Source organism: Bacillus cereus group sp. N12 (assembly GCF_016483575.1).
Taxonomy (GTDB): Bacteria; Bacillota; Bacilli; order Bacillales; family Bacillaceae_G; genus Bacillus_A; species Bacillus_A toyonensis.
Map to the genome: position 1 here is coordinate 39,928 of NZ_JAEHBO010000022.1, position 25,451 is coordinate 65,378.

A 25,451-nucleotide genomic window follows, 5' to 3' on the forward strand; every position below is an offset into this window, starting at 1 on the left:
AGTATTTTTTATTTCCTAAGAAATAAAAAAGCAGCTTTTGTCGAAAGCTGCTTTAAGAATTAGTAATTCTTTTATTAATGAGCTGAATACATAGGAGAAATATGAGTGACATACTGATAGTGATAATTACAAGTGTCCAAGCGAGTTGCATATTACTTGCATCAATGGCCATATAAATTGCTGTTGGGATTGTCTGTGTTTTGCCAGGAATATTCCCAGCAAACATGAGTGTAGCACCAAATTCTCCTAGTGCACGAACAAAGCTTAAGATCATACCGCTTAGTAATGCAGGAAATGCAAGCGGTAGTGTAACGTGTAGAAAAACTTGATATTCACTGGCGCCGAGATCGCGAGCGCCCTCTTCAATTTGTACATTTGCGATCGAAAATCCTGTTTTTGCTGATTGATACATGAGCGGAAATGCGACAACTGTAGAAGCAATGATAGCAGCAGTAGATGTGAACATAATGGACTGCTGAAATAACGATTCTATCCACTTTCCAATGGGGCTGTTATTTCCAAAAATAATAATGAGAAAAAAGCCGATTACAGTTGGCGGAAGTACCATTGGTAATAAGAAAATAGTTTCTAGTATTACTTTATATCTCCATGAGGAGCGTGCTAGTGACCGACCGATAATCGTTCCTAAAATTGTGACGATAATGGTGGCGTATGCAGCTACTCGTAAAGATAAAAAGACAGGTGACAAAATATCATCAAAGTTCATGGCAATTATGATAGGACTGTAAATCCATATTTCTTAAAGATAGATTGTGCATCTGTTGACTGCAAATATTCATAAAATAAAGTCGCCTCTTTCTTATGCTTCGATTCTTTTATAACGCCTAAAGGATAGTGGATTGGCTCATGAGAAGTAGCTGCTGCCGTCTCGCCAATTTTTACTTTGTCTGAAATGAGAGCATCTGTTTTGTATACAATACCAGCATCGACATTACCTGTTTCTACATATGTTAACACTTGGCGAACATCTTTTGTAAATACGATTTTATTTTGAATGTCATTCCAAAGATTTTCATGTGTGAGAGAAGCCTTTGCATATTTCCCAGCGGGTACAGATTCAGGTGTACCAAGTGCGATTTTTTTGATTTTCTCACCTTTTAAATCTTGAATTTTTGTAAGAGAGCTATCTTTTGGGACGACTAGAACTAGTTCATTTCCAAGAAGGTTTTTTCCTTCTTTTTCATTAATGAATCCTTTTTTAACAAGTGTTTGGAATTTATCTTCTGCTGCAGAGAAGAATAAATCAGCAGGCGCACCTTGTTCGATTTGTTGTTGAAGTGCACCAGAAGCACCGAAGTTAAAAGAAAGTTTAATATTAGGCTTTTTCTCTTTATATTGTTTTTCAATTTCTTTTAATGCATCTTGTAAGCTTGTAGCAGCTGATATAGTCAGTTCGACTGTTTTTCCCTCTTTAGCAACTGACTTCTCTTTCTTTTCCCCGCTTGTACAAGCAGCACTAAATATAAGAAGGAAAGAAAGTATAAGTGCCCCAATAGATCGTAATGTGAATTTGTTCATAAAAAAATCCCCTTTCGTTTTGACATAATTAATTATAACTAAATATAATTAATTATAATTAGTTATAATTGAATATAATTTGAACAATATGGTTGTTTTTAAAAAATAGGAGAAATATTCTTTTCTTTGTTACAATGAAGGAAGAAAGTGAGGAATCGTCTATGGATCATCATTCCTACACAACGGAAGAAGTAGCGAAGCGATTAAAAGTATCAAAACTAACTGTATACGACTTAATTAAAAAAGGAGAACTTCCTTCTTATAGAGTTGGTAGACAGATGCGCATTGATACAGCGGATTTAGAACAATATATAAAGCAAATGAAAACAGGAAAGATACAAGTTACTTCTGTAAAGAATGACGATGGTAGTATCTTGAATACATGCATCATTAGCGGGCAAGAACTAACGTTAGATATGTTGGCAAAACGTATAGAAAATCGATTGCTAAATTCTAATGTATTAAGAGCGTATCAAGGTAGTTTAACAAGTTTAGTGAAGATGTACCAAGGAGAAGGAAGTGTAGTTAGTTTACACTTATTTGATGGTGAAACGGGTACATATAATGTTCCTTACGTAAAACGTATTTTAGTTGGACAACCATGTATTATGATCAATTTATTGGCAAGAAATGTGGGGTTTTATGTTCAAAAAGGAAACCCAAAGAAAATAAAGACATGGGCTGACATATCCGGGTCCTCTATAAAATTTGTAAATCGAGAAAAAGGCTCTGGTATTAGGGTGCTAGTGGATGAACAATTACGAATTCAAAAGTTAAATAAAGAACATATTAGTGGATATGAATGGGAAGAATCGAGTCATCTTGGTGTTGCCACGCAAGTTGCGAACGGAAAAGCTGATGTTGGGGTAGGGTCGGAAAAGGTTTCGCAAATTGTAAATGTAGACTTTATTCCGATAATGAAAGAACAGTATGATTTAGTAATTTTGAAGAATAAAGACAATGAAGAACTTATTGAAGTTATGAAAGACATTCTGCAATCGGAAGAATTTCATAATGAGTTAAAAGCGATTGGCGGATACGATATTATGAAAACAGGCCAAATTATATATGAAACAAACTAAAAAGCTGCTTGTCTATAAGACGAGCAGCTTTTTCTATATATAAAGGGGTTTGGGGAAACGAATTGTTAAATAAGACTTTGAGCAAGTGTGTAAATGAAAGCTGTAAGAAGAGTCGCTCCACTTGCAAGTCCGATAAAGTCTGATTTGTTGAAAGTAATGTTGTTCATTATAATCTCTCCTTATTTGTTTAATGTAGTTGCAACTGCTTTTGCATCGACAAGTGCGGATAGCACCATGCCCATTGTGTTAAAAAAATTGTTTGATTTCATTTTGTTCATCATGCGTATCCGCTCCTTTTCGAATTGTTGTTGCCCTGCTTTATGTCTTAATTATAGGGAAAATGATGAACTACAACTAACGAATTATCTTACGGGAGACTTACACTTTTGTAAGAAAAAAAGACATTCGTGTAAGAATGTCTTTTAAAGCATATTGATGTGATGATGCTCTTCAATTGTTTTTAAAAAGCTACGCATTGAATTGGTCATGTAGCTATCTTTGCGGCGTATGAAAACAGTTGAAATACTACCGTATTTCTCAGGAATCGGATGACAGTGTACTTTACCTGCTGTAGAAAGATGTTGTACCGCGGACTGGGGCACGAGTGTAATCCCAAGACCGAGTGCTACACTATTTAATATTGTTTCTAATATGTTAAATTCCATAATTCTTTTTGGTAGCAAACCTTCATCTTTAAGCCATCGTTCTAGTTTGGAACGGTATCCACACCCTTGATTAAAAACAAGTAAGGGCGTCGTAGTAAATTCTTCTATATGAAAAGCTTTATTTTGTGTCACGAGCATTAATTTTTCTGTACTAACATCGTATTGTTCAATTAGTGGATGCTTAATAGGACCTGATATAAAGGCGCCATCTAATTGATGGTCAAGGACTTCTCTAATAAGTTCTTCAGTTAGACCAGCTTGTAATGATAAATCAACGTTTGGATAGCTTTTATAGTAAGAAGACAAAATGGTAGGCAATGTACTTACTGTTTCGACTGTACCGATTTTTAATATACCAGATGGTGTTTCACTATCTAGAAAAACTTGTTTTAGCTCCTCAACATCTTGCAAAATTTTATTAACATAAACGAGCATTTTTCTTCCTTCAGCTGTTAAAGTCATGCCTCGTTTATGACGGTAAAAGAGCGGTGTTTTTAGCTCGTTTTCTAATTGTTTAATACGTGCGGTTACATTTGATTGTACATAATTTAATTCCTTTGCTGCGCCGCTTACACTACCGCGATCGGCAACGCTTTGGAAGATTTGTAAGTCTCGTAATTCCATTGTATGCTCCCCCTTGATGTTAACTATCATTATAAATGATAGTTAACATCATTTTGAATCGTTTTACGTGATATGTTTTTTCTTTTACAATTCTCTTTGTGCAAATAGAAAGAAGCGGGGGATTATGGTGAGAAGAGGTCAAATAGTAATAGGAGCTTTGGCATGTTTAATTGCAAGTATGTCATGGGGAGCGATGTTTCCGGTTGCTGATCATGCGCTAGAATACATAGATCCATTTTATTTTTCACTTATTCGTTATGGAGCAGTGGCGATAGTACTGATTATATTATTGTTAATGAAAGAAGGAAAACAGGCATTTCGTTTAGAAGGAAGGGGAAAGTTACTCGTCTTTTTTGGAACGATGGCGTTTACTGTATATAATGTACTCATATTTTTAGGTCAAATGTTAATGGGAAAATCAGGTGTAATGGTAGCCTCCATTATGGAAGCACTCATGCCGATGATTTCCATTTGTACTTTATGGGGATATAAGCATATAAAACCGAAAAAATATATGATAACGAGCATGATTATCGCTTTTGTAGGAGCTGTGTTTGTTATTACGAAAGGTGATATGAGTTTCTTTTTAACATTGAAAGATAACATGTTTTCACTAGCGTTTATATTTATTGGTGTTGTAGGTTGGGTTATTTATACGATGGGTGGTCAAACGTGTAGCGATTGGTCAACATTACGCTATTCTACATTGACGTGTGTATTTGGTACGACTGTCACAGGAATTATAACTGTAATGATTACGGTGCTTGGGTATGTTCCAGTCCCAAATATGGGAACGATTTCTATCGTGAAGTATGATTTGTTATTTATGATGACATTACCAGGAATCATAGCGCTACTCGCTTGGAATTACGGTGTGAAAATCTTATCATCGATTAACGGCATTTTATTTATTAATTTTGTACCCATTACGACTTTGATTATTATGATGATACAAGGGTATCAAATAACAATGTTTGATATTGTAGGAACTTTACTTGTTATTGCAGCACTTATTCGCAATAACGTTTGTCAGAGAAAAGAAGAAAATATAAATAAGCAAGTTTTACAAGAAGAGCAATTACGCCAAGCGGTTTAATAGGCAATTGGAGGATTTAACATGTTAGAAAGTTTATTGTTTTTCTTCGCCGTCGGAGTTGCGTGCGAGCTTGCAGCAATTAATCGAAATGGTCGTAAGAAGGTAAAACAACAAGCTGAACTGATACAGCTTTTAAAAGAGTTAAAAGAAAGAAAAATTTAAAAAGACGACCGGACATAGACGGTCGTCTTTTTCTATATATAAAGGGGAAAGGGGACACAAAGTTTATATAAGCGTAGCAGCGTAAATAAAAGCAGTAAGAAGAAGAGAGCCGCTAGCTAGTCCTAAAAAATCTAATTTGTTAAAGGTGATGTTTTGCATAATATATTCTCCTTACTTGTTTAATGTAGAAGCAACAGATTTTGCATCGATAAGAGCGGACAATACCATGCCCATTGTATTCGTAAATTTGTTGTTCTTCATTTTGTTCATCATATCGATCCGCTCCCTTTCAAATGGTTGCCCTGTTTCTGAATTAATTGTATAAGATATTGGGGAGAGTCACTATCGAATTAGCTTACAAGAAAATTACACTTTTGTAAGAATTGAAATTTAACAATAAATACTTATTTTTATTACCAACTCCTAAAACTTAGTGTTATAATCATTGTAAGAAAATGATTATACTTCGGATATTTAGAAAGGAACGAAACAAATGTATAAACCAATTACATTTTCGTTGAAATATATATTTAAAATGGCTGGGAAAGTAGAAGTACAAGGGAGAGAGAAATTACCAGAAGGCGGCCCTTACGTTGTTGCGTGTACACATACGAGTTTTATGGACGTTTTAATGTTAGCAACTGGGATGTATCCAACCCAAATTCATTACATGGCCAAAAAAGAATTATTTGAAGGGAAATTCAAAAACTGGTTCTTTAAAAATGTAAATGCATTTCCGGTAGATCGTGCGAATCCAGGGCCGAGCACATTAAAAATTCCATCGCGTTTATTAAAAGAGGGAAAAGTAGTAGGGATTTTCCCAAGTGGAACGAGATCAACAGAAGACGTTTCATTAAAAGCGGGGGCTGTTACGATTGCACTGCGTTCTAACGTTCCATTAGTGCCGGCAGCTTATATTGGTCCATCAAGTGTAAAAGAATTAATAAAAGGAAAAAAAGCGCAATTAGTTTTTGGAGATCCGATTCAAATTGATGCCGGAGAACAAATAGATCGAAAAACGGCTATGAAAATGATGACGGATCAATTAAACGAAAAATTTGAAGAACTAAAGGAAACTTTGCAATCGAAACAAAAGTAAAAAAGACGACCGGGCATAGACGGTCGTCTTTTTCTATATATAAAGGGGAAAGGGGACACAAAGTTTATATAAGCGTAGCAGCGTAAATAAAAGCAGTAAGAAGAAGAGAGCCGCTAGCTAGTCCTAAAAAATCTAATTTGTTAAAAGTGATGTTATTCATAATACACTCTCCTTACTTGTTTAATGTAGAAGCAACAGATTTTGCATCGATAAGAGCGGACAATACCATGCCCATTGTATTCGTAAATTTGTTGTTCTTCATTTTGTTCATCATATTGATCCGCTCCTTTTCGAATAGTTGTTGCCCTGTTTCTGACTTAATTGTATAAGATATTGGGAAGAGTCACTATCGAATTAGCTTACAGGAAAATTACACTTTTGTAAGAAAAACGAATGAAAGTGTAATGATGAGAAGATTTGACATATGTTCATGGAATTCATTAAGTTAAAAGGAGAGGTGAGTGTATGGCTAATATTAAAGATATCGCAAAGATGGCCGGAGTTTCAGTTACGACCGTTTCGAGGGTGCTAAATGATCACCCATATGTAAGTGAAGAAAAAAGGAAAGCGGTTATTGAGATAGTTGAGAAGTTGAATTACTCACAAAACGCAAACGCTGTTCATTTATCCAAAGGGAAGACGAATATTGTTGGTGTAATTTTACCTTACATTAATCATCCGTGTTTTGATGCGATGGTAGGTGGAATGATGGAGGTGGCGTTAGCTCATAATTACAGGGTGTTACTTTGCCAAACGAATTACAATAAAAAAGAAGAAATGAAAAGTTTACATATGCTAAAAACAAAACAATTGGACGGCCTTATTATTTGCTCGCGTGCGAATGATTGGGAAACGATAGAACCGTATGCTTCTTACGGCACAATAATTGCTTGTGAAGATAATGATATTTCAAATATCTCAAGTGTATATACAAATCATTCGGCAGCCTTTCAGTTAGGAATGAATTATCTTATTGAAAAAGGTTATAAAAAAATTGGTTATTGTACGGGAAGGAAGTTAGGGCCGAGTAGTCAAAAACGTTTTGATGTTTATAAACATCAATTACAATCCATAGATGAAGAAGTTAATGAAGAGTGGATTTTTACAGAATGTTTTACATTAGAAGATGGTGTGAGAGCGGCTCATAAGTTAAAGGAGATGCAGGTCCTCCCAGAAGCGTTAATAGTAGCAGGAGATGAAGTTGCGATTGGGATTATGACAGAAGTTGAAAAGTTAGGTATTCAAGTTCCTGAGGATTTGGCGATTATTGGTTTTGATAATCAACCTATTTCACAAGTGTTACAGTTGACAACGATTGATCAAAATTTAAAGGAGATAGGCAAAAACGCTTTTGAAATGTTTTATAGGCAAGTGAGCAACGAGAGTTATAAACAAGAAAAGGTGGAGATTCCGTATGAACTTGTGGAACGCTCTACAGTTTAGTCTTAATCCGTTATGTGTATAATCGCATAACGGATTATTTTTTGAAATGTCTTTGACAGGAAACGCGTTTCATACTTTATAAAAGAGTTAAACCGGTCTGTAATAATCCATGGATTCTTTTCAAGTGTTAAAACAATGAATAGAATTTGGAGGAATATGCATGAATGAACTTTTATCGAGTATGAAAAAATATGTAGAGGATGACGAAAAGATTTTAGCTGTTGTGGTAGGGATATTTGAGAAGGATGATTTTACCGTAGCTTACCGGCATGGGATTTTCGCTGCTACTACTAGACGTCTCCTTTTTTACGGGAAATTTTCGGGCTACCCTGCAATATTTGAAGAGTATCCGTATTTGCATATAGATGACATAGATCTCTGTCCATATTTTGAATTTACTTGTAATCATGAAAGGGTTAGAGCTAGGTATCTTCAGAAAGGGAATGTGGAGCGATTTGTTCGTGCAGTTAGAGAAAATATGAATAATTAATCAACCCTTTGTTTAAACATAATATCTCGATCTTTAAGAGGTAAAATGCGGAATAAAAACCACTTCTAAACCTCTAGGAGATAGTGATACAATGTCAAATGGGGGAGGGTATGAATTATGGTTAATCAACGTATAAAGGAAATAACACTAATTACAATTGGTTCATTATTATTCGCAATTGGTATTAATTACTTTGCAATTCCAAACCGTTTATCGGAAGGTGGAATTATTGGTTTAACGGTTGTTACGTACTACTTATTTGATTGGTCACCAGGGATTGTGAACTTTGCTATAAATGCAGTTTTACTAGCTGTTGGTTATAAGTTTTTTGATAAAAAAACGATGGTTTATACGATTTTAGGAATTGTAGAAACATCCTTGTTTTTATATGTTACAGAACATATTGAGTATCATGTAAATAGTGATACGCTATTAGCAGCTTTATTTGCTGGTTTGTTTGTAGGTATCGGATTAGGCTGTATGTTCAAAGCTGGAGGTACATCAGGAGGATCGGCAATTTTAGCACAGTTAGCAAATCAATATTTAGGGTGGAGCGTTGGTAAAGGCGTACTTATTATTGATATCGTTGTAATTGCTGGTTCTGTATTTATAATAGGACAAGAAAAAGCGATGTACACACTTGTTGCAGTATTCATCGGTGCGAAAGTGATTGATTTCATTGTAGAAGGAATGGATACAAAAACGGCTGTTACAATCATTTCAAATCAACCAGATTTAATACGTGAGGCTATTACGAAAAACATGACACGCGGTGTCACTGTATTAGAAGGACGCGGCGGATATACTGGAAAAAATAAAGAAGTTTTATATGTTGTTATTAATAAACAAGAGCTTGTTAAGTTAAAGCAAGTTATTAGCCGAGTAGATGAAGATGCTTTCGTTGTTATTCATGATGTGCGTGATGTGCTTGGTGGGGGCTTTAAAGCGAGCTAAAAGGTGAACGAGTAAAATCGTTCACCTTTTTTTATTCTTACAAAAATGTAAGTGTAATGTAATGAGATTCAATAGTAGATTTTATTGCTTCTTTTTAAAATGGATGTATATATATCCTGCAGAGGAGGAATGTTTATTGTGAAGAAAAAAATGATCACTACTATAATAGCGATGCTAGTGATAGTAGTAATGTTACTGCCTACGAAACTTGGACCAGTTATTGATAAATATAATCCGCTTTATAAGACGAAAGAATACTATACGGTTGTGAATACAATTGGTCAGCATGTTGGTGATGAGTGGTATGAATATGAATTTATTGCATTTGACGAACGTGGAAGAGAACAAAAAATAAAGAAGACTGTTAAGCATATGTTAAAGAGAGATGAAGCATTAAAAGTGTACGCAAAAGGACGATACGGCGAGTCAATTGAAGAAATTGAAGCTGTAAATATTCCTATTAATGCGAAGAGTAAACTTTTAGCGATGAGATAGCGGAATATACCCCTGCCTATTTTTTGTCGAAAATCAAAATACTAGGTAGGGGTATTTTTAGGTTCATAAAAAAGCCTTAGTCCATATGGGCTAAGGCTTTTTTTATTATATAAAGGGGAAGGGGGTACATTGTAGTAGTATGAGTGAAAGGTATAAGAAGAGTAGCTACTAGCAATGTAATTTGGTTATATGAGCGTTCTTCTTATTTGGCTTACTTTCTAACTGTATTGTACGAAATATAGATATGGAAAACTATCGAATTACATTACGCATAGCTTACAAACATGTAAGCCTTCTGTAATGTAATTCGATAGTTAAAAGATAGTAAATTTAATATAGTATAAGTAGAAAGTCTAATGTATTACTTTCTGTTTGTAATGTAAGGAAGAATGAAAAACCAACTACTTTTTAATAACCCTCATCTGTATGTAGATGGGGCTCTTTTTATAAACCTTACAACATTGTAAGGTTTACGTAAGTTAATTCGATAGTAAATTTGTCATATTTTTTGCATAATAGATACAAATAGATGAAAATAATTAGGGATTTAGTAAGAAGGGAGAAAAATGGGATGCGTAAAGAAGAAGTAGTGAGGTTTCCAATTAAAGATTTCTGTAGCTACTTTACTGTTGCCGTAGTATGTATTGGATTATTTGATATCATAACAAACTTAATTGTTAAATAATATAGATGATAAAACAAGAAGGGGGTTCCTTTCTTGTTTTTTTTATGGAGGAATAAAGATGAAGTGGATTGATAGCCATATACATGTTGATCAATATAAGGATGAAGAGAAAAGTAGATTACTTAAAGATTTGGAAAATAGTAAAGAGGTAAAGGGGCTTATTGCGGTATCTATGAATTATCAATCATGTAAGGAAACTTTATCTTTAGGAAAGAAATTCCCTTTCATACACCCAGCAATAGGATTTCATCCGGAGCAACCGATTCATAAAGAAGAATGTGAGCGCATATTCAAATTAATTGAAGCTCATGCTGAGGAAGTCATTGCGATTGGTGAAGTGGGCTTGCCGTATTATTTAACGAAAGAAGATGAAGGGGTTACTATAGATTCATACGTGGCGATATTGAGACGATTTATAGAACTAGCTAGTGAATATGATTTGCCCATTGTATTACACGCAGTTTATGAAGATGCTGATATTGTATGTGATTTACTTGAAGAATATAAAATTTCACGTGCACACTTCCATTGGTTTAAAGGAAATGAAGCGACAATGGGACGGATGGTGAGGAATGGTTATTATATTTCTATCACACCAGATGTTTTACATAAGGAGAAAATTAGAAAGATCGTTTCGTATTATCCACTGGAATATATGATGGTAGAAACGGATGGACCGTGGGAATTTCAAGAGAATACTATAACACACCCTTGTATGATTAAAGATGTATTAGAAGAAGTTAGTGTAATAAAAAAAATTCCAGTAGAGAAAGTTGCAGAACAAATATATAAGAATACAGTTCGCTTTTATCGATTGACTGAATCCTAAAAAACACCAAGCAGCTCGCTTAGTGTTTTTTATTAGGATTCTAATTTTTTCGCACGTCTTAATAATAATAGAAAGACAATGATAACGAACCCAAGTATAAGGAAGAATCCATATTGTTTTATATAATCAATTACGTCATTTGCACTAGTTGGTTTTTCAACGTGGATACCGTCTTTATTAGTAGTAATATGAATATCTTTCATTTTTACTTCATTCGTTTCTTTTTGTAAATCAATCCACTCTATGTTTGGAATACTCTCTAGATCTTTTAATACTTCTTTTAATGGTTTCACACCTAAGTAAGGATGATAGAATGCACCAATAACTCCATCGGATAATTTAGCAACAGATAAAGCACGCTCTTTCATTTGGGCAATAGCTCGTGGTTTATCTTCTTCAATAAATCCAACTGTTTCAGGCATTAATTTCATTCCATGTAGAAATGATGGTGTACTTCTATACGCTGGAGAGTGCATGGATTTCCAAGTTGTATCACTTAACTGCAGCTGACCTACATAAGTTGAAAAGTACTTTGATAAAATTTCATAACCTTTTTGAGACATTGTGTAATGAGGTGCTTCAAATGCGACAGGATATAGTTTAGCATCTACAAGTTCTTGGATACCTTTTTCAATATGATCTGTCGTATATTTTTCTTCAAATGCTTCACCTTTTTTTACATATTGGTTATATGCCTCTATATTTGGGAAATTATCTTTTGTTTTTGGCTTTTCATGCTTCGGTTGACGAATGGGTTGATCAGTTTTTACGTCCCAAAATTCAAACCCTTCACCAGTTTCACTGTCATAAAATTGGTGAGTATAACCATGCATAATAATTGCTGCGCCATCATCTTGCATAGAGCGTAAAAGATCGACTAGTTCGGGTTTATCTTTTAAATGTAGTGTTTTACCTGTATTTGGATCTGTATATACAGGAATAACAGTTATCATGTAAGGAATCTTTTTCTTCTTTAATAAGTCGGCAATATCCTGTAATTGATTTATATCTGCAGCTGGGTGAACATCCTCAAGGCGTAAATAGGCTAATTTTTTATTAGTTTCAGGTTTTTGTTGAAAATAAGAAAATAAGCTTTCGCCAATATAATAAGATATCCAATCAAAGAGGTTGGAAGTTGCAACGTAATACGAATTGTTTTGCTGTACAATTAATGGATAAGTATTATTGTCTCTTAAGGCATGGGCAAGAATTGTTCCATTTGTATCAAGTTGTTTAATTGATCTCTCTTCCTCTAATGTATTCTTTAGCTTACGTGTTGGATATTCAATTTTATCAGAGTTTATATCTTCGTTTTTAAGTGTGATGAACGAAAAACGATTAGATAACTGTTCTATGTTTTGACCTAAAATTAGTAGTGGTCCGGGGAAGCTTTCTAGAAATTCTTTTGCTTCAGTAGAAAGTTTTTCTTGTTTTTCACCCATGTAAATAACGTGTGTATACGAAGATTTATCAGTTACTTCAGATAACTGTTTTATATTTTTAATTGTTATATCATTAGTGAAATGTCCTACTTGTGTATTAAGTATTTGGATATCACTTGTAATTTGATCATCATTTGAACTGTATAAAATAAGGACTTTCGACTTTTCGGTTTTTTGTGCGGAAATAGGGACAGGAATTAATAGTAGTAAACTGAATAAGAGTAATAGCCATTTTTTCATATTATTATTCTCCTAGTTTATATTTAGAATTCAATTTACAATTATATACAAAAAATAAGTTATAGTCTATGAAAGTTACATTTTTGCACGTATTTACCAAATGTTTTTTCACAAAATAGGCCTAAAGCATGATGATAATATGTATAGTTATTTGCTATGATAAAAGAGTAAGAGAATGATAGAACATAGGTAATTGTAAAGGGAAGGCTGAAAGGGGACAAATTTCAGCGGAGAAAGAGGTAGAGGTAGTGAAGAAATTCTTTGTAGGATTTTTAGTCGTTCTTGGGGTGTATTTATATTTCCAAGGAAAGTCTGAAGGAATGGATAAGCTAGTGAAAGAGACAAGCTATGTTGATTCAGAAGAAGCAAAACAGATGAAACAAATTATTATAGAGGAAGCAAAGAAAGTAAATCTTCCAGAATGGATACCTCTTACAATTGCCGAACATGAAAGTCGATTGAATCCAAGAAGTATTGGAGACAACGGAACTTCATTCGGATTGTTTCAATTGCACCGTGGTGGTGGACTTGCGCCAGATCATTTAACTGATGAAGAGTTGAAAGACCCACGTACAAATGCACAAATTGCAATGCCGCATTTGGTGAAGGGATATAAGCGCGGGGTGCAAAGAGGTTTGACTGATTTTGCATTATTGAAATATGTAGCGAATACATCGGGATGGCCAGGGAATTTAGGACCAGAGTGGACGGATAATAATATGAAGTATAACGTTGGATTAGAGAACGTATACTATCGAAATAAAGGTGTACTAAAAGAGTAGGTTTTCGATACCTACTCTATTTTTTTATGGATATTTTTGTCTTCCTGCCTTGTGAAGTACTGCGCTAGTTGTATGTTCACTTCTTCTAGTTTTGTAGAAACTTGTGGTATTTTATATCCTACATACAACGGTGAAACGACAAACCTAGGAACAACTTTACAAATAATTTTTCCGTTTAAGTGATAGAAGAATAAGTTATAACTGCTACACCCTTTATGGAAATCTGTCAGTATGTAACGTACAGTTTGCTGAATGTAATTTGCCATTTCATCTATACATGCAATATCATCAATGATTATATTGAATTCAGTAAAACCGATAATAGGACGCTCTGAAATATTGAGTTCAATACATTCATTTTTTTGAACAATTATCCCTTGGAAATTTTCCTCTTCAATATTCTCGAGATAGTCTACATGTTTCATTCCGATAATTTGCATGTGTGCATGATGCAAACTTCCGCCTGAAAATGGACCATGATTTTTGTATAAAATTACAGATGAAAAGTCTTCGTTTTCCTGTAACTTTAACCAATGTTGAATAGAGAAATGAATTAGTTTTCGCATATGCTCTTCTGTATATGTTGCGATATGATCTTCACAATTATCCGTTTCGATTAACACGGTTTGAAATGTATCTTTTAATGTAGGGAATTTATTTTTCAACCAAATAATTGAGCCCTCAGTTTCTAAAATATCCGTTAAATTTTCTCTATCGCAAAATGGACATGCAGCGCTTCTGTTCCGAATGCTTTCTGGTTTTTGTTTACCGATATCGTTTAAAAAATATAGTTGTTGTGTATCCATTTGTATATACCCCTTTAAAATATGTGTGAAAATCCCGCTTAATACATTCGGGGAAAGGAGAAGGAAATCCTTTAAAGTGAATAGGGAAAAATAAAAGACAAGATATCCTCATTACGATAGGGTATCTTGTCTTTTATTTTTTCTTTAATAATGTGTATGGATAATATAGAGTATTTTCACTATGTTTCGTTTTTCTATTTTTTATTGTGTATAAGGCGATTGCTGTACTTGTGATTATAATAATGGCTTTCTTCATATTCATATACCCCTTTTTATTGTTGGTTTAATTCTTGGCTAACTGCCTTTGCATCGACTAAAGCGTGTAAGATCATTTTCACCATGTTCATCATATTTCTTCACTCCTTTTTATAGTTCATTTAGTTCTTTTACAACTGCTTGTCCGTTCACTAATACCTCAAAGATTGCTTTTACGATTTCTTTCATCATGATTGTTTCCTCCTTTTGTTTGTCTCTCTTGTTTACATCTTTATTGTATAGGGAGGCATCTTTTCGTACTATCGCTTTCCATTACGTGAACATAACAGTTTTGTAAGATTTGATGTCACTTATTGAAATGTTTAGTCTATCTTCATTATTTTCAGAAAAATGACTATTCAAACATAAAATAGGGAAGTATAATAAAGAAGTAAGTATTAAATTCCGTACGAAAGGGGTGAATGAGATGAAACGTTCTTTAGCTGCGCGTGCCAAATTTTTAGATTTTATCTATTTTTGTCGTGCGATTTTTCATGATGTAATTGTTAACGGGATACGTCTGCCCTTTTTTAACAATTGCATAGTAGCTATTGAACGATAGAAATCTCTTCACCCATTTTTAATAAACGTGTGAAAAGGGAGCTATTTGGCTTCCTTTTTCTATGTCGAAAATCATGGGGAATGTTTCTTTCCCATGATTTTTTTATATTGAAAGGAGTACGGAAAATGACAATTTGTAGTGTAAATAATGTAACGAAATCTTTTGGTGGAAACATCATATTTGAAAATATATCGCTTGAAATAAAGAATGGTGAACGTGTTGGTTTAGTTGGCCGTAACGGTAGTGGGAAGACAACAATCTTTGGTCTTCTAACAGGAATGGAGAATGTGGATGCAGGAGCCGTTCATATGAAGAAAGGTACACGTATTGGTCATGTCGCACAAATTCCAAAGTTTGATGAGGGCATGACTGTATACGATGTATTGGGTTCCGCCTTTAAAGTAGAAAAGGAATTAGAAAAAGAAATGCGTGTTTTAGAAAAAAATATGACGGAGGAACGGGAAGCGTCTGCTTTGCAAAAACTGATGGAGAGGTACGGTGTAATTCAAGAAAAATTTACGTTTCTTGGTGGTTATGAAATAGAGGCAAATATTATGAAGGTAGCAAATGGTCTACAAGTGACGGAACTATTCCTCCGATCATTTCTAGAATTAAGCGGAGGAGAACAGACGAAGGTAAGCCTTGCGTATATGCTATTGCAGAAACCAGATTTACTTCTATTAGATGAACCGACAAATCATTTGGATTTATTTGCAGTCGAATGGTTAGAGCAATTTTTAAAAGAATACACCGGAACAGTTATGGTTATTTCACATGATCGCTATTTCCTTGATGAAGTTGTAACGAAAGTTTTTGATTTAGAAGATGGAGAAATTCACGTGTATCATACGAATTATTCTCAGTTTGTTGAGGAGAAGGAAGAAAGGTTGCTTCATGAGTTTCAGGCTTATCAAGAACAGCAAAAGAAAATAAAGAAAATGAAAGAAGCAATTAAGCGTCTACGTGAATGGGCAAATCAAGCGAATCCGCCGAATGAAGGACTCCATAAGAGAGCGAGAAATATGGAACGTGCGTTAGAACGTATGGAGAAGTTAAAGAGACCGATTTTAGAACGAAAACAGATGGGACTTCAGTTTGAAGGGCAAGAGAGAAGCGGGAAAGATGTTGTTGTAATGAAAGAAGTGAGTAAAGTTTTTTCTGACAAACCTTTATTTGAACAAGCGAATTTACATGTTCGTTTTCAGGAGCGTGCGGCTATCGTTGGTCGTAATGGCACAGGGAAGACTACGCTACTAAAATTACTATTAGAAGAAATAGAGCCAGATGCTGGTGAAATTCGGATGGGTAGTAGTGTCAAAATTGGTTATTTATCGCAGCATGCGTACGGAAATATGAAGAGTAATGTATTGGAAGCTTTCAGAGAGTATGTAGCTGTAACAGAGGGAGAAGCAAGACATATATTAGCTAAGTTTTTATTTTATGGTCCAGCTGTGTTTAAGAATGTAACGCAACTGAGCGGTGGAGAAAAAATGAGGCTAAGACTGGCGCAACTTATGTATCAAGACATCAATTTTTTAATTTTAGATGAGCCGACAAACCATCTTGATATTGAATCAAGGGAAGTTTTAGAGGAAGCTCTTGAGCAATATAATGGAACGATTTTAGCTGTTTCACATGATCGTTATTTTTTAAATAAGTTATTTGAAAAGACGTATTGGATTGATGAACGCAAATTATTTGAGTTTGCAGGGAACTATGCATGGGCTCGTCAAAAGTGGGAGGAAAGGATTGAGAAGCAAGTAATAAAGCAGAAACCTCAAGGGAGAAAAAGTATTGAAACAGTCCCTGTAAAAAAGAAAGAAGCTAGGAATATTGAGGGGATTGAAACCGAGTTAATGCGTGTAGAAGAAGATATATATGCACTTGAATGTAAAATGGAACATGTAGCTGATGTTGAAATGCTTGAACAATTGTATGAAGAAAAAACGAAAAAAGAGTTGTTACGAGCGGAGTTATATAATGAGTTAGATAATATTGTGGGGTAAAAAAAAGAAAGCTAATTCCTTTCAGTTTTGCTGAAGGGATTAGCTTTCTTTTTTTTTATAACTATATTTTACTGTAAGAGATAAATGAAAAAGTGTGTTTCACGTGAAACAGTAACTTGGGTAAATCTTTGTTACGCATCTTGCATAGGTTGTGAAACATATGCAATGGTGAGGCAAAATATATATGTTATTAGTAGATTTTCGATAGGATTAATTACGAAAGTAAAGGCTAATTATTTCCCGAGACATAAGTATGTATGATGGAAATCTGAGATTGAAAATAAAAAAGAAAGCAGAGTCACAGCTTTACGCGCTGAACTCTGCTTTCTTTTTGTGTGGTATCTTCTTTTGTTGAAATGATAATAGCGGTCCCGAGCATAATAAAAAAAGCTAAAAAGAGGACGAATTTTGGGAAGAAAGGGAATAGTAATAGCGCCCCGACTATCATAATTGTTAATAATACGTAGTGCAGGACATATTGGAATAGGTTGTCCATGTTTTCGCCCCCTTTTTGGTAATTGATTATTAGTATTCTATGTTTCATGCTGAAGGAATAGAAGTAGTTTTATGTTTTTTAATATAAAATGTGGATGCATAAACTAAAAAACATTAGAAACGATACATATTGAAAACGAAAAGGGACTTATAAAAAAAGCTATAGTAGGGGTTGAGTGAAGATAACTACAACGATATGTAGTTTCCTAAATTAAATAAACAATATTTTTGAAAAAAACCATAAAAATATTTATTTAGAAAGAATTGACAAAATATATTGAAAGTTATAAGCTATTAACCATAAAGTCTACCGGAAAAGTCGGAATAAGATTGTTACCCCTCAAAAACATCTATTTTTTTACGATTAAAACCGACTTTTCCGATTGGCTATAAATGTTGCTGTGGGAGGCATACATAGGGCAAGCAGTTCATAAGGTGTAATTATTAAAAAAAAGTTAGGGTGGGGACAATGAAGAAAAAGACGAAAAAATGGGCTGGTGTATTTTCGGTATTAATGAGTAGTTCGCTTGTGCTATCTGCTTGTGGGGGACAGGAAGATACGGCTTCTACAGAACCGGTTAAACAACAAGATTTAAAAAATATAAAAATTGAAAAGATCGCTGCGACAGATAAAACGAAAGTACCAGATAAAGCGAAGAATAGAAAAGATACGCTAGTAGTTGGTATTAGTAAACCTGGCGGCGTATTTTTACCATATTTCCAACAAAATGGTTGGGATGGAAACGTGACTTCAGTGATTTTTGCATCTCTTGTATCAACGGATAAACAAGGGAAACCAATTCCGGAATTAGCGGAGAAGTGGGACGTTTCTTCTGATCAGTTAACATATACATTCCATTTACGTAAAGACTTAAAATTTAGCGATGGATCGCCATTAACAGCAGATGATGTAGCGTTCACATTGACGCTTTTACATGATAAGGCATATGAAGGTGAAATAGATATCTCTCAATATGCGGTTAAAGGTGGTAAAGAATATAAAGAAGGAAAGGCAACTTCTATTGAAGGTATTCAAGTTGTTGATCCACAAACAATTAAAATTACCACTGAAAAAGTTAATTCACAAGCTATATTTGTTTTAGGTGGTACAGTATTATCAAAAGCTTATTACGGAAAAGATTACAAACAAAATACAAGTTTAGATTACTTAAAAGAGTTATATGGAAAACCGATAGCTGCGGGTCCATATAAATTTGAAAAGTATATCCCGGGGCAAGAAGTTCGATTTGTAGCAAATGAAAATTATTATGCGGGCAAACCCAAAATTCCAAACTTCATTTATAAAATTACTTCTGGCGATACGAAGCTTCAATTATTCCAAACAGGTGAGGTTGACTACACTGGCCTAGGTACTGGTGATGAAATTCTTGAACAGGCTAAGGGTTTAGAATTTGCGAATATCCAAATCGAAACAGCAGCGTCATTTAGTTATATTTATATGAATAATAATAAGCCGTACTTAAAGGATAAAAAGGTTCGCCAAGCACTTATTTACGGATTAGATCGTAAAAAATATGTTGATACAGCATTGAAAGGATACGGTACGGTAGCTAATGTACCAATTCATCCAACTTCTTGGGCTTATACGGAAGAAGGAGTTAATAAATATGAATACGACAAAGAAAAAGCGAAAAAATTATTAGATGAAGCAGGATGGAAAGTTGGTTCGGATGGAGTTCGTGAAAAAGATGGTCAAAAATTAAAGCTTTCTTATTTCGGCCCAAGTTCGGCTAAAGATAGTGATTTATTAATTCCAATTGCGAAAGAGAATTATAAAGAAATAGGTGTAGAATTTAATCCAGAATTTATGGACTTTAATACTATGCTTTCGAAGGTAAATAAAGGTGACTATGATTTAGCTTCTGTTTCGACACCGATTACAAGTGATCCGAGTGAAACAGCTGGTGAATATTTGTCTGGTGTCAATGATAAGAGTCTTGGTTATAAAAATGCGAAAGTAGATGAGTTAATTAAAAAAGGTATTGAGACAGTTGATATTGAAAAACGTAAACCTATTTATAAAGAATTATATAAAGAGTTAAGTGATGACCCACCAGTAATTCTATTAAACTACCGTAGAACAATTACTGGTTATAACGGGAATATAAAAGGAATTGACTCTGAAAAATACAATAGTATTAGCGCAAACTTACCAGTTTTATCATTTGAAAAATAACGATAAGGATGTATAAATAGAAGACATTTTTTCATTCGGTCAGTAATGTACCGCTTTGAAAAAATGTTCTTCTATTTTAGGCATAAGATTGGAGAGAAAAAGGGTGAAAACATATATCGTTCGTAGGTTGTTACAAATGATTCCTACACTGTTCGGAACATCAATTATTATTTTCTTCCTGTTTGCGCTTCTTCCAGGAGACTATATTGATTCAAATCCAAAGATTACACCTGAAAGGGCAGCTGAACTTAGGGAATTATATGGATTAAATAAGCCAATTGTTGAGCGTTATTTTCATTGGTTAGGTAATGCATTGCAAGGGGATTTTGGTTTTTCGCTTCAATATCAGGAACCTGTAACGTCATTATTAAATAAATTTATTTGGAATTCTTTTAGTGTAGCTGTTATTGCATTGTTTTTTATTTGGCTAATTGCACTTATTATCGGCGTATTCTCAGCGACGAAGCAACATTCTTTATTCGATAAACTTGTAACAATTGGTGTCTTTGCAGCAATGTCATTTCCTTCATTCTTTATCGGTTTGTTTTTAATTAAGGTGTTCGCGGTGGACTTTAAGTTATTACCGATAGGCGGAATGATTGATGTCGGGAGTAATTCGACTGGATTAGCTTACGTAATAGAAGTTGCCAAGCATATGGTTTTACCAGTATTTATTTTGACTCTTCTTGGTGTGGGTTCATTAACTCGTTACTTTAGAACAAGCATGTTAGAGGTTGTAAGGCAAGATTACATACGAACAGCACGGGCGAAAGGTTTAAAGGAGAAGACTGTTATTTATAAGCATGCGTTAAAAAATGCAATATTACCGGCGATTACGTTATTAGCATTTGAATTACCAGGTTTATTTTCGGGAGCAATTATTATTGAACAAATTTTTAACTGGCCAGGGATTGGTAATATTCAATTAGAAGCACTAAATTTTCGTGATTATACAGTATTAATGGCATTTACGATGTTTCTTTCTTGTTTAACAATTGTTTCAAACTTTTTCGCTGATATCGTATATGCAGTTGTTGATCCACGTATTCGGTTGAAGTAAGGGGGGATTAGATGGAAACTGTTAAAGCAATTACAGAGAAAAAAGAAAAAAAGAGAAGAAATGAATCATCACCATGGCGACAGGCTCTTAAAAAAATAAAGAGAAATAAGATGGCACTCGTGGGGTTTTATGCACTAATGTTTATGTTTTTATTTTGTTTTGTCGGTCCGCTCTTTTCGCCATATGCATCAGGGAAAATACAAGTCGCTTTAATTAACAAACCACCTAGTTTTTCACATTGGCTCGGTACAGATCAATTGGGAAGAGATATTTTAACGAGACTTATGCAAGCAGGACGCATTTCATTAACAATTGGATTAGCTTCAATGGTCTTATCGGTTATACTTGGAGCTTTATTAGGAGCTATTGCAGGTTTTTATCGCGGGATTGTCGATAATATTATTATGCGTCTTGCAGATATTTTAATGTCGATGCCGGGATTGCCGTTGCTTATTATAATGGGAGCTATTTTATCAGAATGGAAAGTACCATCTGATTATCGTCTTTATGTCATTATGATTATTTTAAGTTTAGTAGGTTGGCCAGGACTTGCACGTCTTGTAAGAGGTCAAATTTTATCACTCAGGGAGCAAGCATTTATGCAAGCTGCTGATGTGTTAGGAATAAAAGATTACCGGAAAATTATATATCATTTAATCCCTAATGTTTTACCGATCTTAATTGTTGTATCCACATTAGGTGTTGCAGGCTCTATTTTAGGGGAATCCGCACTAAGCTACTTAGGTCTTGGAGTCGTCCCGCCTACACCATCATGGGGAAATATGATTAGTGCAGCTAACTCATTAATCGATTTCCAAAAGCGTCCGTGGTTATGGATTCCGCCCGGTTTTGCAATTTTTATAACAGTTGTATCAATTAATTTACTTGGTGATGCACTTCGTGATGCGTTAGATCCAAAGATGAGACGGTAGGTGAGGGAATATGAGTAAAGCGGTAGTAGAGCTGAAAGATTTGCAAACACATTTTCAGACAGAAGAAGGAACAGTAAAGGCTGTTAATCATGTTAGCTTTGCAGTTCGAGAAGGTGAAACAGTTTGTGTTGTAGGTGAATCGGGTTGCGGAAAGAGTGTAACGGCGCTATCGATTATGGGACTTATTGCTGAATCAGGAAGTGTAGTAGGTGGAGACATTTTATATGAAGGAAAAAGTCTTTTAGGTATGAAAGAGAAAGAGCTTCGTAGTTTACGAGGAAATGATATTGCGATGATATTCCAAGAGCCGATGACATCGCTGAATCCCGTCTTCACTGTAGGAGAACAAATTGTAGAAACGTTAAGAGAGCATGAATTACTTAGTAAAAATGAGGCGTATAAAAAGGCAATCGAATTAATTCGTAAAGTTGGTATAGCTCGTGCGGATGAAATTGTGCATTCGTATCCACATGAACTAAGTGGAGGCATGTTACAACGCATTATGATTGCTGTTGCGCTTAGTTGTAATCCTAAGTTATTAATTGCAGATGAACCGACAACTGCTCTTGATGTTACGATTCAAGCTCAAATATTAGACTTACTAAGACAGATAAAAGAGGAATTTAAAACATCGATTTTATTAATTACACATGATTTAGGCGTTGTAGCAGAAATGGCTGATTACGTTGTCGTTATGTATGGCGGAAAAGTTATTGAGGAAGCTCCAGTACTAGAGATATTCCAAAATCCGAAACATCCGTATACGAAAGGTTTGTTGAAATCAAAACCGGTAATGGGAAAACGAATAGATAAACTATATTCTATTCCAGGGCAAGTTCCGAATTTAGTTGGCTTAGGTGAATTTTGCTATTTTAGTGGTCGTTGTGAGCATTGTATGGAAATATGTAAAGAAGAGGCACCAAATTTGAATGTACACGATGAGAACCATAAAGTAGCTTGCTGGTTATATGAGGAGCGTGCGGAACAATGAGTGAACCATTATTAGAAGTGAAAAACTTAAAGACGTATTTTCCAATTAAGGGCGGCATATTTAGTAGAACGATTGGACATGTAAAGGCAGTTGATGGAGTAAGTTTTACTATTAATAAGGGTGAAGTGTTCGGTCTCGTTGGAGAATCAGGAAGTGGAAAAACAACGATAGGAAAAACAATTTTACGTCTCGTCCAAAAAACGGAGGGGGAAGTAAAGTTTAAAGGGCACGATGTTTATTCCTTATCCAAGGAGGAATTGAGAAAACATCGCCCTAATATGCAGCTTGTTTTTCAAGATCCATTTAGTTCATTAAACCCAAGAATGAGAATTGGAGAAGCACTTGGTGAGCCGATGTTGGCTCACGGACTAGCGACGAAAGAAAATGTTCGTGCAAAGGTGATAGAAGTATTGGAGTTATGTGGTTTAGCTCCGTATCATATTGACCGGTATCCTCATGAGTTTTCTGGTGGGCAACGTCAGCGTATCGTTATCGCAAGAGCTATGGTATTAAATCCAGAATTCATTGTAGCTGACGAACCTGTGGCAGCACTAGATGTATCTATTCAAGCACAAATCATTAATTTATTTAGTGAGTTACAGGAGAAAAAGGGATTATCTTATTTATTCATTTCACATGATTTAAGTGTTGTGGAACATTTATGTACAAAAATAGGAATTATGTATTTAGGAACGATTGTAGAAACGGCACCGCGTGATGAGTTATTTACGAATCCACTTCATCCGTATACAAAAGCATTGTTATCAGCTGTGCCAATACCAGATCCAACAGTGAAGCGGGAGCGAATTATACTAGAGGGGGATATTCCCAGTCCAGCAAATCCACCTTCAGGTTGTCGTTTTCATACACGCTGCCCGTTTGCGACAGATGTTTGTACACAAACGGTACCAGAGTTTCGTAATGTTGGTGAAGATCATTTTGTTGCTTGTCATCATGTATAAAAGAGAAGGACCCTTTCAGAAGTTGAAAGGGTCTTTTTTTTATTTACTAGATAAAGTTTGTTTTAAAACAAATTGCTCGATTGCATGGGCAACACCATGTTCATTGTTTGTTAATGTTACAACGTCACATAATTTTTTTACATCTTCTTCAGCATTTCCCATTGCAACAGATAAACCAGCAACTTCTAACATTGGTACATCATTAAAATTATCACCAATAGCAATTGTATCTTCAATTGGTATATTAAAATGAGCTGCCATCTGCTGTAGCCCATTTCCTTTATGGCCATTCTTATCCATAATTTCTAAATTAGTAGGAGCAGATGCTGTAACCATAATAGCAGTGTCTTCTTGTAACATACTTAATAACTGGGCGCGATGACCTGCATTGAACGTTAAAATGAAGAATTTAGATATTTCGAGTTCTTGATTGTTTACAACATCTTCGATTTTTTGGAAATCAGTAATTAGGTTTGATTTCTTTTGTTTTTCTGTAATTCTTTCGAGTTCTTCTAATGTAACATCTAGCGCATGCTTGTTTTCTTCGAATGCCTGCATCACTTGATCTTGCCATGTAGAAGGAGAGTAAACCCCTTTATTTGTATATAGCTTATATGGAAAACCTTCAGCTTCTAGTAATTTTGCAAGTTTGTATACTTTATCGTTTTGTAAACAACGCGAGTTAATTACTTTTCCATCCACGTAAACAATTGCCCCATTGCTTGCTCCAACTGGAAGAGATAATTGGTATTCTTCCAATAGTTTTAAAGCATCCTCTTTTGCGCGGCCAGAACAAATCATTACAATATGTCCAGCTTCTTGTGCAGTTTGGATTGCTTGTAAGTTCTCTTTGGAGATTTCAAGATTAGATGATAGTAGTGTACCATCCATATCTAATGCGATTAATTTCAAAATGACCACCTCTTTGTTTTTATTATACATAGTTATATAGAGGAAACATATAAACTTATCTTGGAAAGATAGTATTTTGTCCTATAGTGTACCATCCAGTGAAAACCTAGTAGATTCAACCTTACTTATTAAAGATTCACCTTGATTTGTAACAAAAGTAGAGAGGAATATAGTTATATTTAGGTTTATGACTGTAATGTTACACGAATGTTACAAACGTGAATGTAGTGGAAAATGCATTGGAATAGGGTTTTTAAGGGTGTTTATAAAAAAACGTAAAAAAAATGTAATAAAATTTACGTAATCATATTGCAACGTAATAATAGTTATGTTACATTAATGTTACAAACGTTACGTTATCAAATTCAATGTAACGGTAACATAAAAACTATGAAAAAAACATTTCTTAGAAATTACATATAGAAAACTTATTCAAAGGGAGGATAAATGATATGAAAGAGCAAGTATTACAAGTAACAAAAGGTGACTTCGTAGGATCAGCAAGTGGAGCGGTAGTATTAACAGCATTAATCGTATTTCTATCAAGTGTATTAGTATAATAGAAGTTCTGTAACAAAAGATAAATGAAGGGAGAATGAAAGATATGAAAGAGCAAGTATTACAAGTAACAAAAGGTGACTTCGTA

29 protein-coding genes are annotated in these 25,451 nt (G+C 34.6%); 18 read left to right on the plus strand and 11 right to left on the minus strand.

The annotated features are described in order from the left end of the window. Window positions 1-52: 52 nt before the first annotated feature. Both modB and modA read right to left on the minus strand, forming a co-directional pair. A complete protein-coding gene (gene modB, locus JDS92_RS13120) occupies window positions 53-727 on the minus strand; it encodes a molybdate ABC transporter permease subunit (protein ID WP_002059169.1) in 675 nt (224 codons plus the stop codon). Between the two features lie 5 nt (window positions 728-732). Continuing rightward, window positions 733-1,539: a molybdate ABC transporter substrate-binding protein gene (gene modA, locus JDS92_RS13125; protein WP_199632023.1), complete on the minus strand. Its 807-nt coding sequence runs from the start codon at window positions 1,537-1,539 to the stop codon at window positions 733-735. Between the two features lie 134 nt (window positions 1,540-1,673). Between modA and JDS92_RS13130 the strand changes: the two genes are divergently transcribed. Then, complete coding sequence (locus JDS92_RS13130; RefSeq protein ID WP_199632024.1) at window positions 1,674-2,621, plus strand: substrate-binding domain-containing protein; 948 nt, start codon at window positions 1,674-1,676, stop codon at window positions 2,619-2,621. Between the two features lie 65 nt (window positions 2,622-2,686). Here the strand turns inward: JDS92_RS13130 and JDS92_RS13135 are convergent, their stop codons facing one another. Together JDS92_RS13135 and JDS92_RS13140 are read right to left on the minus strand one after the other, a co-directional pair. After that, entirely contained in the window at window positions 2,687-2,788 is a 102-nt protein-coding gene (locus JDS92_RS13135) for a DUF3948 family protein (protein WP_001060019.1), read from the minus strand. Between the two features lie 255 nt (window positions 2,789-3,043). Beyond that, window positions 3,044-3,910, minus strand: a complete 867-nt coding sequence (locus JDS92_RS13140; protein ID WP_000423063.1) for a LysR family transcriptional regulator — start codon at window positions 3,908-3,910, stop codon at window positions 3,044-3,046. 127 nt (window positions 3,911-4,037) lie between these two features. Between JDS92_RS13140 and JDS92_RS13145 the strand changes: the two genes are divergently transcribed. Both JDS92_RS13145 and JDS92_RS13150 read left to right on the plus strand, forming a co-directional pair. Then, window positions 4,038-5,006 carry a DMT family transporter gene (locus JDS92_RS13145; RefSeq protein ID WP_098711736.1) on the plus strand — a complete coding sequence of 323 codons (969 nt, stop codon included), beginning with the start codon at window positions 4,038-4,040 and terminating at the stop codon, window positions 5,004-5,006. 21 nt (window positions 5,007-5,027) lie between these two features. Continuing rightward, complete coding sequence (locus tag JDS92_RS13150) at window positions 5,028-5,168, plus strand: YrzO family protein (protein ID WP_000894071.1); 141 nt, start codon at window positions 5,028-5,030, stop codon at window positions 5,166-5,168. A gap of 63 nt (window positions 5,169-5,231) precedes the next feature. Here JDS92_RS13150 and JDS92_RS13155 read toward each other — a convergent pair whose 3' ends face one another. Next, on the minus strand, window positions 5,232-5,327 hold the full coding sequence (locus JDS92_RS13155) for a DUF3948 family protein (RefSeq protein ID WP_001179702.1): 96 nt from the start codon (window positions 5,325-5,327) through the stop codon (window positions 5,232-5,234). A gap of 334 nt (window positions 5,328-5,661) precedes the next feature. Here JDS92_RS13155 and JDS92_RS13160 point away from each other — a divergent pair, with 334 nt between their 5' ends. Further along, on the plus strand, window positions 5,662-6,267 hold the full coding sequence (locus JDS92_RS13160) for a lysophospholipid acyltransferase family protein (RefSeq protein ID WP_000277795.1): 606 nt from the start codon (window positions 5,662-5,664) through the stop codon (window positions 6,265-6,267). A 64-nt stretch (window positions 6,268-6,331) separates the two neighbouring features. On the opposite strand, the gene JDS92_RS13165 is transcribed toward JDS92_RS13160, so the two are convergent. Next, window positions 6,332-6,427, minus strand: a complete 96-nt coding sequence (locus JDS92_RS13165) for a DUF3948 family protein (RefSeq protein ID WP_001060006.1) — start codon at window positions 6,425-6,427, stop codon at window positions 6,332-6,334. A gap of 305 nt (window positions 6,428-6,732) precedes the next feature. On the opposite strand from JDS92_RS13165, the gene JDS92_RS13170 reads away from it, so the two are divergent. The 5 genes from JDS92_RS13170 to JDS92_RS13190 all read left to right on the plus strand — a co-directional run bounded on the left by JDS92_RS13170 (window position 6,733) and on the right by JDS92_RS13190 (window position 11,163). After that, a complete protein-coding gene (locus JDS92_RS13170) occupies window positions 6,733-7,710 on the plus strand; it encodes a LacI family DNA-binding transcriptional regulator (RefSeq protein WP_001273894.1) in 978 nt (325 codons plus the stop codon). Between the two features lie 160 nt (window positions 7,711-7,870). Continuing rightward, window positions 7,871-8,200, plus strand: coding sequence for a PH domain-containing protein (locus tag JDS92_RS13175; protein ID WP_098711803.1), 330 nt, complete (start codon window positions 7,871-7,873; stop codon window positions 8,198-8,200). 117 nt (window positions 8,201-8,317) lie between these two features. Further along, complete coding sequence (locus JDS92_RS13180) at window positions 8,318-9,154, plus strand: YitT family protein (protein ID WP_199632025.1); 837 nt, start codon at window positions 8,318-8,320, stop codon at window positions 9,152-9,154. A gap of 138 nt (window positions 9,155-9,292) precedes the next feature. Beyond that, the gene (locus JDS92_RS13185) at window positions 9,293-9,649 is read left to right on the plus strand and encodes a YxeA family protein (RefSeq protein WP_000728436.1); all 357 of its coding nucleotides are present in this window, start codon (window positions 9,293-9,295) and stop codon (window positions 9,647-9,649) included. A 743-nt stretch (window positions 9,650-10,392) separates the two neighbouring features. Further along, a complete protein-coding gene (locus JDS92_RS13190) occupies window positions 10,393-11,163 on the plus strand; it encodes a TatD family hydrolase (protein WP_098711802.1) in 771 nt (256 codons plus the stop codon). Between the two features lie 32 nt (window positions 11,164-11,195). Here the strand turns inward: JDS92_RS13190 and JDS92_RS13195 are convergent, their stop codons facing one another. Continuing rightward, window positions 11,196-12,845: a DUF2334 domain-containing protein gene (locus JDS92_RS13195; protein ID WP_199632026.1), complete on the minus strand. Its 1,650-nt coding sequence runs from the start codon at window positions 12,843-12,845 to the stop codon at window positions 11,196-11,198. Window positions 12,846-13,093: 248 nt separating this feature from the next. Here JDS92_RS13195 and JDS92_RS13200 point away from each other — a divergent pair, with 248 nt between their 5' ends. After that, window positions 13,094-13,627 (plus strand): transglycosylase SLT domain-containing protein, encoded by a 534-nt coding sequence (locus tag JDS92_RS13200; protein ID WP_000713241.1) that lies wholly within the window; start codon window positions 13,094-13,096, stop codon window positions 13,625-13,627. 11 nt (window positions 13,628-13,638) lie between these two features. Here JDS92_RS13200 and JDS92_RS13205 read toward each other — a convergent pair whose 3' ends face one another. Both JDS92_RS13205 and JDS92_RS13210 read right to left on the minus strand, forming a co-directional pair. Then, window positions 13,639-14,433, minus strand: a complete 795-nt coding sequence (locus tag JDS92_RS13205; RefSeq protein ID WP_199632027.1) for a DUF4931 domain-containing protein — start codon at window positions 14,431-14,433, stop codon at window positions 13,639-13,641. Between the two features lie 133 nt (window positions 14,434-14,566). Further along, window positions 14,567-14,695, minus strand: a complete 129-nt coding sequence (locus JDS92_RS13210) for a hypothetical protein (protein WP_002037821.1) — start codon at window positions 14,693-14,695, stop codon at window positions 14,567-14,569. A gap of 420 nt (window positions 14,696-15,115) precedes the next feature. Between JDS92_RS13210 and JDS92_RS31240 the strand changes: the two genes are divergently transcribed. Both JDS92_RS31240 and abc-f read left to right on the plus strand, forming a co-directional pair. Then, window positions 15,116-15,250 (plus strand): RAxF-45 family protein, encoded by a 135-nt coding sequence (locus JDS92_RS31240; protein WP_000830640.1) that lies wholly within the window; start codon window positions 15,116-15,118, stop codon window positions 15,248-15,250. A 125-nt stretch (window positions 15,251-15,375) separates the two neighbouring features. After that, window positions 15,376-17,256, plus strand: coding sequence for a ribosomal protection-like ABC-F family protein (abc-f, locus tag JDS92_RS13215; protein WP_199632028.1), 1,881 nt, complete (start codon window positions 15,376-15,378; stop codon window positions 17,254-17,256). A 298-nt stretch (window positions 17,257-17,554) separates the two neighbouring features. Here the strand turns inward: abc-f and JDS92_RS13220 are convergent, their stop codons facing one another. Beyond that, entirely contained in the window at window positions 17,555-17,752 is a 198-nt protein-coding gene (locus JDS92_RS13220; RefSeq protein ID WP_141555943.1) for a hypothetical protein, read from the minus strand. 468 nt (window positions 17,753-18,220) lie between these two features. On the opposite strand from JDS92_RS13220, the gene JDS92_RS13225 reads away from it, so the two are divergent. The 5 genes from JDS92_RS13225 (at window position 18,221) to JDS92_RS13245 (ending at window position 23,893) form a co-directional block, all read left to right on the plus strand. Further along, a complete protein-coding gene (locus JDS92_RS13225) occupies window positions 18,221-19,948 on the plus strand; it encodes an ABC transporter substrate-binding protein (protein ID WP_000730698.1) in 1,728 nt (575 codons plus the stop codon). Between the two features lie 103 nt (window positions 19,949-20,051). Further along, entirely contained in the window at window positions 20,052-21,008 is a 957-nt protein-coding gene (locus JDS92_RS13230) for an ABC transporter permease (protein ID WP_000860741.1), read from the plus strand. Between the two features lie 11 nt (window positions 21,009-21,019). Next, complete coding sequence (gene opp4C / locus JDS92_RS13235) at window positions 21,020-21,940, plus strand: oligopeptide ABC transporter permease (RefSeq protein ID WP_087971134.1); 921 nt, start codon at window positions 21,020-21,022, stop codon at window positions 21,938-21,940. A gap of 10 nt (window positions 21,941-21,950) precedes the next feature. Further along, window positions 21,951-22,931 (plus strand): ABC transporter ATP-binding protein, encoded by a 981-nt coding sequence (locus JDS92_RS13240; RefSeq protein ID WP_000030774.1) that lies wholly within the window; start codon window positions 21,951-21,953, stop codon window positions 22,929-22,931. After that, entirely contained in the window at window positions 22,928-23,893 is a 966-nt protein-coding gene (locus JDS92_RS13245) for an ABC transporter ATP-binding protein (protein ID WP_001294496.1), read from the plus strand. The genes JDS92_RS13240 and JDS92_RS13245 overlap by 4 nt, the downstream gene beginning before the upstream one ends. A gap of 39 nt (window positions 23,894-23,932) precedes the next feature. Here JDS92_RS13245 and JDS92_RS13250 read toward each other — a convergent pair whose 3' ends face one another. Then, a complete protein-coding gene (locus tag JDS92_RS13250; protein WP_000766432.1) occupies window positions 23,933-24,805 on the minus strand; it encodes a Cof-type HAD-IIB family hydrolase in 873 nt (290 codons plus the stop codon). Between the two features lie 452 nt (window positions 24,806-25,257). Between JDS92_RS13250 and JDS92_RS13255 the strand changes: the two genes are divergently transcribed. Further along, window positions 25,258-25,365, plus strand: a complete 108-nt coding sequence (locus JDS92_RS13255; RefSeq protein WP_000664237.1) for a DUF3948 family protein — start codon at window positions 25,258-25,260, stop codon at window positions 25,363-25,365. Window positions 25,366-25,451 lie beyond the last annotated feature (86 nt).

Excerpts from the sequence above, each read along its gene's own strand:
- modB (WP_002059169.1), bottom strand. The coding sequence starts at position 727 with ATGAACTTTGATGATATTTTGTCACCTGTCTTTTTATCTTTACGAGTA.
- modA (WP_199632023.1), bottom strand. The coding sequence starts at position 1,539 with ATGAACAAATTCACATTACGATCTATTGGGGCACTTATACTTTCTTTC.
- JDS92_RS13130 (WP_199632024.1), top strand. The coding sequence starts at position 1,674 with ATGAAGGAAGAAAGTGAGGAATCGTCTATGGATCATCATTCCTACACA.
- JDS92_RS13135 (WP_001060019.1), bottom strand. The coding sequence starts at position 2,788 with ATGAACAACATTACTTTCAACAAATCAGACTTTATCGGACTTGCAAGT.
- JDS92_RS13140 (WP_000423063.1), bottom strand. The coding sequence starts at position 3,910 with ATGGAATTACGAGACTTACAAATCTTCCAAAGCGTTGCCGATCGCGGT.
- JDS92_RS13150 (WP_000894071.1), top strand. The coding sequence starts at position 5,028 with ATGTTAGAAAGTTTATTGTTTTTCTTCGCCGTCGGAGTTGCGTGCGAG.
- JDS92_RS13155 (WP_001179702.1), bottom strand. The coding sequence starts at position 5,327 with ATGCAAAACATCACCTTTAACAAATTAGATTTTTTAGGACTAGCTAGC.
- JDS92_RS13160 (WP_000277795.1), top strand. The coding sequence starts at position 5,662 with ATGTATAAACCAATTACATTTTCGTTGAAATATATATTTAAAATGGCT.
- JDS92_RS13165 (WP_001060006.1), bottom strand. The coding sequence starts at position 6,427 with ATGAATAACATCACTTTTAACAAATTAGATTTTTTAGGACTAGCTAGC.
- JDS92_RS13170 (WP_001273894.1), top strand. The coding sequence starts at position 6,733 with ATGGCTAATATTAAAGATATCGCAAAGATGGCCGGAGTTTCAGTTACG.
- JDS92_RS13175 (WP_098711803.1), top strand. The coding sequence starts at position 7,871 with ATGAATGAACTTTTATCGAGTATGAAAAAATATGTAGAGGATGACGAA.
- JDS92_RS13180 (WP_199632025.1), top strand. The coding sequence starts at position 8,318 with ATGGTTAATCAACGTATAAAGGAAATAACACTAATTACAATTGGTTCA.
- JDS92_RS13190 (WP_098711802.1), top strand. The coding sequence starts at position 10,393 with ATGAAGTGGATTGATAGCCATATACATGTTGATCAATATAAGGATGAA.
- JDS92_RS13195 (WP_199632026.1), bottom strand. The coding sequence starts at position 12,845 with ATGAAAAAATGGCTATTACTCTTATTCAGTTTACTACTATTAATTCCT.
- JDS92_RS13205 (WP_199632027.1), bottom strand. The coding sequence starts at position 14,433 with ATGGATACACAACAACTATATTTTTTAAACGATATCGGTAAACAAAAA.
- JDS92_RS13210 (WP_002037821.1), bottom strand. The coding sequence starts at position 14,695 with ATGAATATGAAGAAAGCCATTATTATAATCACAAGTACAGCAATCGCC.
- JDS92_RS31240 (WP_000830640.1), top strand. The coding sequence starts at position 15,116 with ATGAAACGTTCTTTAGCTGCGCGTGCCAAATTTTTAGATTTTATCTAT.
- abc-f (WP_199632028.1), top strand. The coding sequence starts at position 15,376 with ATGACAATTTGTAGTGTAAATAATGTAACGAAATCTTTTGGTGGAAAC.
- JDS92_RS13220 (WP_141555943.1), bottom strand. The coding sequence starts at position 17,752 with ATGGACAACCTATTCCAATATGTCCTGCACTACGTATTATTAACAATT.
- JDS92_RS13225 (WP_000730698.1), top strand. The coding sequence starts at position 18,221 with ATGAAGAAAAAGACGAAAAAATGGGCTGGTGTATTTTCGGTATTAATG.
- opp4C (WP_087971134.1), top strand. The coding sequence starts at position 21,020 with ATGGAAACTGTTAAAGCAATTACAGAGAAAAAAGAAAAAAAGAGAAGA.
- JDS92_RS13240 (WP_000030774.1), top strand. The coding sequence starts at position 21,951 with ATGAGTAAAGCGGTAGTAGAGCTGAAAGATTTGCAAACACATTTTCAG.
- JDS92_RS13245 (WP_001294496.1), top strand. The coding sequence starts at position 22,928 with ATGAGTGAACCATTATTAGAAGTGAAAAACTTAAAGACGTATTTTCCA.
- JDS92_RS13255 (WP_000664237.1), top strand. The coding sequence starts at position 25,258 with ATGAAAGAGCAAGTATTACAAGTAACAAAAGGTGACTTCGTAGGATCA.